This is a genomic window from Streptomyces sp. NPDC057623 (genome assembly GCF_042800355.1).
Lineage (GTDB): Bacteria > Actinomycetota > Actinomycetes > Streptomycetales > Streptomycetaceae > Streptomyces.
Map to the genome: position 1 here is coordinate 1 of NZ_JBHVGZ010000123.1, position 10,543 is coordinate 10,543.

Below are 10,543 nucleotides of genomic sequence, written 5' to 3' on the forward strand. Positions count from 1 at the left end.
GCGGCCCCGACCCACGAACACCCGCCCCCGCGCTCCACGAGCCCCCACCGAACAGCAACAGGCGCCGCAGGCATCCACCCCCGAACCCGCACCCGCCCCCCACACGTGAGGGCCCCGCCACCCGTGGCCGCGAGCAGCGGGACCCATGACACGTACGACGTGGTTACCGGAGCCTCACCCCACCTTCTCGATCACGGCTCGACGAATCAGGAACTTGCCTGCTTCACGTACCTGCTCGAACGCCGCGTTGTTCAGCAGCACACAGCTGCCGGAGACCGAGGTGACCTCCACCGTCGTGGACTTGTTGTTGTCCAGGTTGGTGACCTTCAGCTTCGTGCCGGCCGGGAACTGGTTGCTGGACGCGGCCGGAGCCCCGCCCTCACCCGACAGCGTCACGGTCGAGCCGTTGCAGACCTGCTGCCCCGAGGCCGCGGCACCGCCGCCGGCGTCCCCCGCGTCACCGGCGCTCCCGGCGTCACCGGCGGCGCCGTCCGCCGCACCCCCGGCTTCCTCGGCACCCCCCGCGGGAGCGCTCGGCGCCGGCTGCGAAGCCTGGGAGTCCTGAGCCGACTCCCCGGCGACACAACCGGACGCTTCCTGCTGGACCTTGATCTGCGCGATGACGGCCTCGCGGTTGGCGATCCGTGCCTCGGACTGCGCGTCGGGCTTGGCCCGTTGCCCCTCGATGAACCGCTGGTTGTTGCCGAGCGCGGTGGCGAGCCCCTGACAGACGCTCGACTCCGCGGCGGATTTGACCGTCGGCGTCTGGGAGGCGTTCGAGGTGCTCGCCATGACGAAGGCACCGCCTCCCGCCACCGTCGCCGCACTCACCAACAGCGCGAGCTTCTTCTTCGTACTGACAGTTCTCCTACGCGACATGCGCGCCTCCTGGGAGGTCGGGGAGCGTACGCCGTCATGTACGAGATACCGAACGAAGTTACTCAGTGGTTTCGGGAGTCCCCGAAGTAACCTGCGTCACATCCGCCCTGAGAGACCTTCAGCCTTCCCGCGACAGAGCGTCCCGCACGGCGTCATCGGTGCGCGCCACCACGGCCGTACCGTCCTGCGCCGTGATGATCGGCCGCTGGATCAGCTTCGGATGCTCGGCCAGAGCCTTCACCCACTGCTCCCGCGAACTCGCGTCCCGCGCCCACTCCTTGACCCCGAGCTCCTTGGCGACGGCCTCCTGGGTCCGGGTGATGTCCCACGGCTCCAGTCCCAGCCGGTCGAGCACCTCCCGAATCTCGTCCTCGCTCGGCACGTCCTCCAGATAGCGGCGCACGGTGTACTCGGCCCCTTCGGCGTCGAGCAACGTGAGGGCGCTGCGGCACTTGGAACAGGCGGGATTGATCCAGATCTCCATGCCGCTCACGGTATCCCGAGCGCCCGAAACGATCCCCCGGCCGGGGGTGCCGCCCTTCCCTCCACACCCCTCCACGCACCCCGTGTTCGAATTTCCCGCCGCCTCAAGCTCACCTCGCGAACCCGGCGTGACACGGTGACAATTTCGTTGCTGACCAGCGCATTTCAGTGACGCTCAGGACCCCCTGATTGTCAGTGCCGGGCAGTAAACTGTAACCAGTGTTCGAGAGCGTCGCCGGACCACCCGACCGGCGCTCTACCGCGACAGGAGGATGCCTGTGCCCGCTGCCGCACTGAAGCAGAAGCCGACCCGCAAGCCGCTGCCCACCCAGTCCACCGCGCAGCACCCGGTGCTGCTCGACCTGCCGTACGCGCCCGTGGAGAAGCGGCCGCTGCCGCCGGGCCGGCCGCGCGAGTGGTACGTCACCCACAACCGCCGTCTCAAGGCCCTGCGCCTCGCGATAGCCCTCCTCGACACGGGCGTCTACATGCCCAACCAGGCCCGCAACGAGACGATCCGGAGCACCGCGGAGACGATCGGAGTCCACCCGCCGTCGGACACGACATGCCACATGGTGCGGGCACTCATCAGGTACTCCAGGTAAGCCGCGCCGCCTGCTGGGTGCCCTGGCCGCCCCGGTCACCAGGGCATCAGGGCACCCAGCACACCCGGCGCGCGCCCACCCCTACGCCGACAACTCCCGCTCCAACGGCGTCCGGAACCGAGGCGTCACCCGAGCCGCCCCCACCCACCCCCGCACCCGCTCCGCCTCCACCGCGACCGCCGCCGCCACGGCCCGCCGCTCCACGCTCCCCAGCTCCTCCAGCAACCGCCAGACGATCTCCCCGTCCCTGCGCTGGGCCCACCCGCCCACCACCCGCCCGTTCCACCACACGGTCGGCCCCACATTGCCGCTGCGGTCGAACAGCGACGGCCACAGCTCCGGCGCCAGATACCACTCCCGCAGCTGCCACCCCATCGCCGTGGGGTCGAGCGCGGGCAACAGCGCAGCCCAGGGCTCCGCGGGCCCCGCCACCGGGCCGGCGTCGCCGGCGACGACGTACCCCGTGCCCTCGTCGAGGGACACGGCCTGCGCCCCTGTCGCCGCCAGCGCCCGGCGCACCTCGGTCACCCGCCACCCGGTCCACCACCTGAGGTCGGCCTCCGTGGCCGGCCCGCACACCGCGAGCCAGTTCCGCAGCAGCTCCGCCTGTGCCCCGGCCACGTCCAGCTCGGGATGCTCGGGCGCCACCGCCCACCGGAACTGCGAGGACGTCCAGGAGCCCAGTGGCCGCCCCCGCACCACCTTCCCCTCGACGCCCATCACCCGCAGCAGCCGCGTCGAGACGGTATGCACCCCCTCGTAGCTCTTGCCGGCCCCGTACACGAACCGCTCGCGCAACCGCGGCTCGTCCTCGGCGAGTTCGGCCGCGGTGGCCTGCCCGCGCCGCGCGAGTGCGGCCAGCGCCGACTCCTCGACCTCCGCCAGCCAGGCCGCGTCCGGCGCGCCCGCCGTCGCCATGTGCTTGACCAGCGTGGCCCGTTCCCGGGCGGCGACCGTGAGGCCGGTCGAGGCGTGCACGACGGCCGTCAGACGGGTGGGGAACACGAACACGGTGTGCCGCATGCCGTGCATCCGGACCAGCGCCCGCTCCTCGTACAACGCCCGCTCGGTCTCCGCGACCGTCTTCGCGGGCTGCGCCAGCCGCGCCCCCACGGCCAGGTACACGGTCGCCGGATCGGTGCCGTGCAGCGCGACGAGGGACTCGGCGACCTCCTCCGGGGACCCGGCCCGCGCCGCCCCGGCCAGCCGATGCCGCAGCCCCAGCCGAGCGCGCCGCTCAGCCACCCCGATGTACCGCGGTCCGTCGCCCATCCCGGCCTCCACCCGTCATGCCGCCACACCACCCGTGCCCGCATCCTCCCGGACAGCACTGACAACGGCCCCGCCCCGCCGACGGCCCGCGTCCGCCCTGCCGCCCCGTCACCCGATTGCCGTACCCGGCATGCGTGAGCGCCCCGCCCCGCCTTCACTGCGAAGCAGGAGGTGGCGGATCCCGCCCCGAGCGGGCGTGGCAGCGGGAGGTGCGATGGGCAGGCACGGCATACGACGGCCGGTGCACGGGGCGGTCGTACCCACACCGGCGCACGGGACGGCCGTACACAGAGCCGTCTGCCCATGACGACCCCCGCCACCCCCGCCGACCGGGCCCTGCGCGGCAAGGCAGCCCGCAAGCAGGTGCCCCGCTCCGCGCACGCCGCCTGGATACCCTCCGTCGACCGCCCCGACCCCGTCGCCGTACTGGAACGCCAGGGCCGCGACCGGCTGCCGGAGCTGCTGCCGATCAGGTACGGCCGGATGGCGGCGTCCCCCTTCGCCTTCCTGCGCGGCGCCGCCGCCGTGATGGCCGCCGACCTCGCCGCCGCCCCGCACACCGGCCTCACCGTGCAGCTGTGCGGCGACGCCCATCTGCTCAACTTCGGCCTGTACGCGTCCCCGGAGCGCTCTCTGCTCTTCGACCTGAACGACTTCGACGAGACGTTCTGCGGCCCGTTCGAGTGGGACGTCAAACGGCTCGCCACCTCGGTCGCCGTGGCCGCCCGCGAGATCGGCCACCCCGAGGCCGAGACCGGTCACGCGGCCCTGGCGGCCGTGACCGCGTACCGCACGACGATCCGGCGGCTGGCCCGGCGCGGCGAACTCGACGTCTGGTACACGAGCATCGAAGCGGAGCAGCTCCTGCCGCTGGTCCGCTCCGGCCGTGACCGCCGCCGCGTCGAGGCCAGCCTCGGCCGCGCCCGCCGCCGTACCAGCCTGCGGGCCTTCGACCGGCTGACCGAGGTGGTCGACGGGCGTCGGCGCATCATCCACGACCCGCCGCTCCTCGAACCCACGGGCACGTCCGACATGGCCTCCCTGCGCAAGATCTTCAGCGACTACCGCTCGACCCTCTCCGAGGAGCGCCGCCTGCTCCTCGACCGCTACCGCTTCGTCGACGCCGCCCGCAAGGTCGTCGGCGTCGGCAGCGTCGGCCTGCGCTGCTTCATCGTGCTGCTCGCCGGGCGGGACACCGACGACCCGCTGTTCCTGCAGATCAAGGAGGCCCGCCCGTCCGTACTGGAGGAGCATCTGCCGAGCGGGCCCTACGTCCACCCCGGCCATCGCGTCGTCGCGGGCCAGCGGCTGTTGCAGGCGGCCGGCGACATCTTCCTCGGCTGGATGTCAGGGCCGCAGGGCCGCGCCTTCTACTGGCGTCAGCTGCGCGACATGAAGGGCTCCGCGGACGTCGCCGCGATGAGCCCGGACGACCTCCTCGTCTATGCCCGCCTGTGCGGCACCGCCCTCGCCCGGGCGCACGCCCGCTCCGGCGACCGGATCGCCATCGCCGGCTACCTGGGCGGCGCCGACAGCTTCGACCGCGCGGTCACCGACTTCGCCCTGGCGTACGCCGACCAGACCGTCGCCGACCACACGACCCTGGGCGCGGCCGTGGGGGCCGGGGTGGTCAGGGCCGCGCCCGGGGTCTGACCGGCGCCGGCTACCGCACCCGCTCGGCCGGACGCGCGCGCGTGGCCGACACGCCCTGGTCGTCCGGGCCCGCCAGTACGACCGTCACGAACTCCCGCCGGTCCTCGGCGTGTTCCTGGAACCACAGCCCCAACATGTGCTCCGCGTCCGGCACCTCGAACCGGGTGAACCGCGAGCGAGCGGCCAGCGCGTCCTGCACCGCCTCCGTCACGGCCGCCGGGATGATCGTGTCCGTCCCCGGCACCGCGAGCACCGCCCGTCCCTCGTACGTCCGCAGTACGTCGAGCGCGGGCGCCTCGTGCCAGCCGTCCGGCCTGCGGATGATCTCGCTGAAGCGGCCGTTGCCCTCGCCGAACGGCACGTCCCACGCCTCCTGCGCGTACACGGCGGGGGCGCACAGCCCGACCGCGGCCACGTGCGCGCCGTAGTGCCCGACGAGATCCGTCACCGTCTGTCCGCTCATGCTGAAGCCGACCAGGATCAGCGGGCCGTCCGCCGGCACACGCGCGTCGATGACGGCGACCGCCTGCTCGAAGCGGCGCCGCAGACTCAACTCCCGCAGCTCACCGGTGCTTTCGCCGTGCCCCGAGAAGTCGAAGGCAAGCCCGCGGCAGCCGCGGGACACGAACTCGGCGAGCAGCGGGAGCAGCCGTTCCTTGCTGCCGTTGCCCGCGCCGTGCAGCAGTACGACGGTGGCCGTGTCCGGTCCGTCGGCGTCACCGCCGTACACGCCGCTGAGCAGTTCACCGTCGTGGGCGTGTGTGAAAGAGGAGAGCTCGGTCATGTGCCCCATTCATTCACGGCACTTGGGTCACGGGGAAAAGGGGATGCACGCCCGGTGACCGGATCCCTACGCTGGACACGCGTAACGGAGCAGCTCACGCCGCTTCGCGCAGGGCAGGCGCCACCCTGCGGACTCGGGGCTAGTCTCTACGCACCGACGGTCGGTCGCCCTTCCCCAGCGCCCCGTCGGGGCATCGGTCACCGCTCAAGATCCAGAATCGATCCACGCTCACGGAGGCCCGTGATGGGCACCATCGTCATGTCCGGGACCGTCGTCCTGGTGATCTTAGGATTCGACAACCACCTCTACTGGCTGGCCGCCGTCGCGGTGCTCTTCCTCTACCTCCAGTACGGCCGCAGCCCCTCCGCGCCGAGCGGCGGGGCCGGGAAGGGGGCCCCGTCGGGAGGCGCCATGCCCGCGGACTACCGCTCCTACCGCGACCGCCGCGACAAGCAGGCCAAGTGGGAGCGCCGCTACCGGCGCGAGCGTCCCTTCGAGGCCCGTCGCCAGGAGCGCGAGAAGAGCAAGTGAGACCAGCTCGGCTGGTAGCCCGAGGCGCCCCCGGTCACAGGCCGGGGGCACCCCAGAGCGGGAACCAGCGGCCCAGGTCCTGCTCGATCCGCAGGTCGTCGGCGAGGACCGCCTTCACCCGCAGCTCCAAGGGGTTGTCCCGCCGCTCGGCGGGGCCGGCCAGTGGTGCGAACGGGTAGAAGGTGCCCCGCTTGTAGAGGTAGACGAGGGCGAGCCGCCTGCCCTCGTCGTCCTCGAACCCCGCCAGCGAGCACAGCAGCTGCGGCCCGAAGCCGTTGACCTCCATCGCGCTGTTCACCGCGTGCAGGTCGTTGACCAGCTCCGGCAGCTGGTCGGACTTGCGCGCGGAGACCAGCCACGAGTAGCCGTAGTCGTCCCGCGTCAGCCGCACCGGCCGTCCCTCGCGCTCTGCGTCCGCGTCGAGCAGCGCCTGCACCTCGCGGTGCGTCTGTGCGAAGGCGGCGCCCTCGACCGTGGCGAAGCACACCGCCCCGCTGCCGGTCGGCCGGAACCCGGCCGCCGCCTCCAGGGTCACCGCCGCCGAGGGCAGCCCGAAGAGCTGGTCGAGATCGGGCGCGACCGGCTTCGTACGGCCGAACAGGATGTCCAGCAGCCCCATGCTCACACCCCTCCGGGAGCCGCGGCCTCGCCCAGCTCGGAGGAGATCCGCCCCAGTTGGTCGAGCCGCTGCTCCAGGCTCGGATGAGTGGAGAAGAGCCGCGCGACGCCGGGCTCCCGGCCCAGCGCGGGGGTGAAGTAGAAGGCGTTGAAGGCCTGCGCCGTCCGCAGGTCCTTGGACGGGATCCGGGCGATGTCGCCGGAGACCTTGGTGAGGGCGGAGGCCAGCGCCGAGGGGCGTCCGGTGAGCAGCGCCGCCGCCCGGTCGGCGGCCAGCTCCCGGTACCGGGACAGGGCCCGGATCAGCAGGAAGCTGATCGCGTACACGGCCGCCGACACACCCATCACGGCGGCGAAGATCACGGCGGTGTTCTGGTCCCTGCGGCCACCGCCGAAGATCTGCGAATAGAAGGCGAACCGCACGATCAGCCCCGCGATCACACCGAGGAACGAGGCCACCGTGATCACGGCGACGTCCTTGTGCGCCACATGCGACAGCTCGTGCGCGAGCACACCCTCCAGCTCGTCCGGCTCCAGCCGGCGCAGCAGCCCCGTGGTCACACAGACCACGGCATGATCGGGATTGCGCCCGGTGGCGAACGCGTTCGGCATGTCCATCTCCGACACGGCGACCACGGGCTTCGGCATGTCGGCGATGGCACACAGCCGGTCGACGACCCCGTGCAGCTCGGGATACTCCTCCCGCTCCACGACCCGCCCCCGCATCGCGAACAGCGCGACCCGGTCGGAGAACCAGTACTGCGCCCCGAGCAGCCCCGCCGCCACGACCACGACGAGCACCCAGGACTTCAGCAGCACGATCAACGCGGCCACGAACGCCACGTACAACAATCCGAGCAGAAACAGAGTGATCCCCATCCGGGCGGTCAACCGCCGATCACTCCGGAACCGGCTCTGCATCTCGCATCACCCCGCGCGCACTCAGGCACTCGTCCCACTGCCCAGTGTGCACCCGGTGACCCCCATGAACGGGTCGTGATCGGCCCTAGGAGCCGCAAAGCCAGAGCCCAGGGGCCCGCCCGACCGGCCCTAGTAGGCCGCGCGGAAGTTGATGTAGCCCAGCAGCACGATCACCCCGGCGACGCAGCCCAGCACGATGGCCGTGGACACCCAGCTCGACCGTCGCTGCCGCCGCGCCACATGATCGGGCTCGGCCCGGAACGGCACCGGACCGGGCGGGTTCTCCTTCCAGCGGGCGGCGAGCATCCGCGCCCGCGCCGAGGGCTCCTTGTGCTCGGCGTTGTCCGCCCATCTCAGGTCGAACTCGCGCTCCTGGTCGTCGTGTTCGTGCTCAGGCATCCCGTCCACCCCCGTGTGGTCTCATCGGCAGAATAGAACATACGCCCGCGCCCCCGCTGTCAGGACAACAGCGGGGGCGCGGGCGTATGCCTCGGTGCGAGAGACCGATCAGGCCGGTCAGGCCGGTCAGGCCTGGCCGCAGGACCAGGAGCCGAACAGGCCCCACTCGCCGGAGCTGTACTCGCCCATGCCCGCCTGGATACACACGTTCGTGCCCTCGGCGTAGTTCTTGTTCACTTCCTTCGTGGAGCCGTTGCCACCCGGGTTCCAGATGGTGAAGTCGTAGCCCCCACCGCTCTGGTACGGGGCGACGTCCACCTTGATGACCGCGGACATGTTGTCGGCGCAGACGTCCTTGACGTAGAACCAGTCACCCGCGTCCTCGAAGGTGCCGACCGAGCTGCTGTCGCACGTGGACTTACTGCTCTGGCCCCACGACGTGGCGTTCGAGCCCGCCGCGGCAGGCGAGTTGGCCAGCGCGACCAGCGCCGCTGCCGCGACCATGATTCCCCCAGTACGGAATGCGCGCACGAGATACCCCCCAGGGCATTGATCGGAAACGGGTCGCTCGACCCGTGTGGATCAAGTTAGGCGTCACTGTGCCGACGGAACCACGGTGCACAGTGGCCACTTTCGTCCCCCGGGTGTGCACGGTGACCAGTCGCGGTCAGCGCGTGCACGACGTCGTGGAGGCCGGAGACGGTCGTCAGCAGGTCCCGGTTGAGGAGGCGTTCCGCGGTGCGCAGGCGGGCCCGTACCGTGTTGCGGCTGAGGTTCAGGGTTTCGGCGGCACGCTGGGCGTCGGCGTTGTGGCCGACCCAGGCCCGCACGGTGGTGTGCAGGTCGCGGTGGCGGGTGTCGTGGAGCGGCTGGAGGAAGGCCGTCGCCCAGTCGACAGCGGACGCGCCGCGCAGGAGATGACCGAGGGACGGCGGGACCCGGAAGGTCTCGGCTCCGGGTTCGGGCGGGAGGTCGGCGAGGGAGAACGCGAGGTCCAGTTCCGCCCGGTGGCGGACGTCACCGAGGTCCGCGCCCATGGCGCGTTCGGCCCGGTCGCAGTGTGCGGCGACGGTGGTACGGCTGATGCCGAGCAGGCGGGCCACGGCGACCCGGGGGAAGGCCACGGCGAGGCGGGTGACGTCACGGGTGAGCTTCGGTTCGGCTGACAGCGGCTCTATGTGCGCGTGGGCCCAGGCGGCGGCCGCCGGCCGGGGCAACAAGGGCATGAGCGAGGTGTGCCCGTGGTAGACGGCCAGGCGATTCGGGGAGTTGCGGGCGACGGCGAGGGCGTGGACGGCCTCCTTGTAGGCCGTGCCGGTGGCTGCGATCGGATGGGGCCTGCTGACCCCGAGCCAATAGCCGGGGTTCTCGCGCACCAGCCGTCGCAGGACTCCCGCCAGCCGGTCGTCCGGGGCGGCGGCGCCGGTGTTCGCGCTGCTCCCGTCCCTCTCGGCGATCGGACAGATCAGGTGGTCCAGGAAGGCCGGGCAGTGCACCATCAGGCCGGCGCCGTGGTAGCCCGAGGCATCCTGGAAGGTGGTGGCCAGCCGGTCGCGGTCGGCGGGCGGGCAGTGCAGGAGGTGGACGCGGACGTGCTCGGCGTCCAGGACGGGCGGGACGTCCCGGTGGGTCATCCGGCGGGCCAGGGTGACATCTCCGGTCATCAGAGCGGTCAGCACGGCGAAGCGCATGGCGCGCGCCTTCTCCTCGTAGCCGCGGATGCTGTGGTCGGCACGGTGCACCTCGCCGAGCAGGTGCAACAGCCCGCCGGCCCGGGACACGAGGGCCGCGGCCTCGCGGTCGAGCCGGGCCGCGCCGACGGCCACGAGAACCGGCCGTGGCATGCGCCAACCGCAGGCTTCAAGGCGTACCTCCAGGTCGCCCAGGCGGGTGGTGGCCGCGCCGAGCCGGCCGTCGGCGAGGCGCTCGATCTGTTCCCCCAGCGCCTCGCCGGCCTCCCGGGGGAAGCCGGAGGTGGCCGCGCCGATCCCGCTGCCGGGGCCGATCCATGCCACCTCGGTACCCGTCCACCGCCCGAGCCACTCCAGCGCCTCTTCCGGACGCCCGCTCCGCTGCACGATCCGCAGCAGTTCGTCGAGCCCCTCTTCCCGCCCAGGTCCCCGCACGGCCGCTCCTTGCCTTCCCCGCCTCGCTCACACATTCGTTTCAGCGCAGGAAAGCACAGATTCACCGCTCGTACAGCTTGTCCAACTCCGGCTCGCGGTCCCGCGGTTCCGCCTCTCCGCGGAGCTTCATCGGACGGGAAGGCCCGGCCGGGTACGGGGCCCGAAACAGGCCGTCGGCCGTGTCCTTCCACGCAGGAAGGAGACAGGCGACGGACCACAGACGGACCCAGGGGGGGGGAACACGCCTTGACCCGGGGCGATACCAAACATCG

The 10,543-nt window shown here is 71.9% G+C and carries 12 protein-coding genes; 3 read left to right on the forward strand and 9 right to left on the reverse strand.

Annotated features, from left to right (window positions below):
- Positions 1 to 174: 174 nt before the first annotated feature.
- The gene (locus tag ACFU95_RS49075) at positions 175 to 879 is read right to left on the reverse strand and encodes a hypothetical protein (RefSeq protein ID WP_383843794.1); all 705 of its coding nucleotides are present in this window, start codon (positions 877 to 879) and stop codon (positions 175 to 177) included.
- Positions 880 to 997: 118 nt separating this feature from the next.
- Positions 998 to 1,363, reverse strand: coding sequence for an arsenate reductase family protein (locus ACFU95_RS49080; protein ID WP_383843797.1), 366 nt, complete (start codon positions 1,361 to 1,363; stop codon positions 998 to 1,000).
- A gap of 277 nt (positions 1,364 to 1,640) precedes the next feature.
- Between ACFU95_RS49080 and ACFU95_RS49085 the strand changes: the two genes are divergently transcribed.
- On the forward strand, positions 1,641 to 1,967 hold the full coding sequence (locus ACFU95_RS49085) for a hypothetical protein (protein ID WP_383843801.1): 327 nt from the start codon (positions 1,641 to 1,643) through the stop codon (positions 1,965 to 1,967).
- 81 nt (positions 1,968 to 2,048) lie between these two features.
- Here the strand turns inward: ACFU95_RS49085 and ACFU95_RS49090 are convergent, their stop codons facing one another.
- A complete protein-coding gene (locus tag ACFU95_RS49090) occupies positions 2,049 to 3,239 on the reverse strand; it encodes a winged helix DNA-binding domain-containing protein (protein WP_383843804.1) in 1,191 nt (396 codons plus the stop codon).
- 303 nt (positions 3,240 to 3,542) lie between these two features.
- On the opposite strand from ACFU95_RS49090, the gene ACFU95_RS49095 reads away from it, so the two are divergent.
- A complete protein-coding gene (locus tag ACFU95_RS49095; RefSeq protein WP_383843807.1) occupies positions 3,543 to 4,892 on the forward strand; it encodes a DUF2252 domain-containing protein in 1,350 nt (449 codons plus the stop codon).
- A gap of 10 nt (positions 4,893 to 4,902) precedes the next feature.
- Here the strand turns inward: ACFU95_RS49095 and ACFU95_RS49100 are convergent, their stop codons facing one another.
- Positions 4,903 to 5,676 carry an alpha/beta hydrolase gene (locus ACFU95_RS49100; protein WP_383843810.1) on the reverse strand — a complete coding sequence of 258 codons (774 nt, stop codon included), beginning with the start codon at positions 5,674 to 5,676 and terminating at the stop codon, positions 4,903 to 4,905.
- 243 nt (positions 5,677 to 5,919) lie between these two features.
- Between ACFU95_RS49100 and ACFU95_RS49105 the strand changes: the two genes are divergently transcribed.
- The gene (locus tag ACFU95_RS49105) at positions 5,920 to 6,207 is read left to right on the forward strand and encodes a hypothetical protein (protein ID WP_383843813.1); all 288 of its coding nucleotides are present in this window, start codon (positions 5,920 to 5,922) and stop codon (positions 6,205 to 6,207) included.
- 34 nt (positions 6,208 to 6,241) lie between these two features.
- Here the strand turns inward: ACFU95_RS49105 and ACFU95_RS49110 are convergent, their stop codons facing one another.
- The 5 genes from ACFU95_RS49110 to ACFU95_RS49130 all read right to left on the reverse strand — a co-directional run bounded on the left by ACFU95_RS49110 (position 6,242) and on the right by ACFU95_RS49130 (position 10,271).
- Positions 6,242 to 6,826, reverse strand: coding sequence for a hypothetical protein (locus ACFU95_RS49110; protein WP_383843816.1), 585 nt, complete (start codon positions 6,824 to 6,826; stop codon positions 6,242 to 6,244).
- Positions 6,827 to 6,828: 2 nt separating this feature from the next.
- Positions 6,829 to 7,746, reverse strand: a complete 918-nt coding sequence (gene htpX, locus ACFU95_RS49115) for a zinc metalloprotease HtpX (protein ID WP_383843819.1) — start codon at positions 7,744 to 7,746, stop codon at positions 6,829 to 6,831.
- A 129-nt stretch (positions 7,747 to 7,875) separates the two neighbouring features.
- Positions 7,876 to 8,145, reverse strand: a complete 270-nt coding sequence (locus tag ACFU95_RS49120) for a hypothetical protein (RefSeq protein WP_383843822.1) — start codon at positions 8,143 to 8,145, stop codon at positions 7,876 to 7,878.
- A gap of 126 nt (positions 8,146 to 8,271) precedes the next feature.
- Positions 8,272 to 8,649 (reverse strand): hypothetical protein, encoded by a 378-nt coding sequence (locus ACFU95_RS49125; protein WP_383843826.1) that lies wholly within the window; start codon positions 8,647 to 8,649, stop codon positions 8,272 to 8,274.
- An 83-nt stretch (positions 8,650 to 8,732) separates the two neighbouring features.
- Positions 8,733 to 10,271, reverse strand: coding sequence for a helix-turn-helix domain-containing protein (locus ACFU95_RS49130; RefSeq protein ID WP_383843829.1), 1,539 nt, complete (start codon positions 10,269 to 10,271; stop codon positions 8,733 to 8,735).
- Between the last annotated feature and the right edge of the window lie 272 nt (positions 10,272 to 10,543).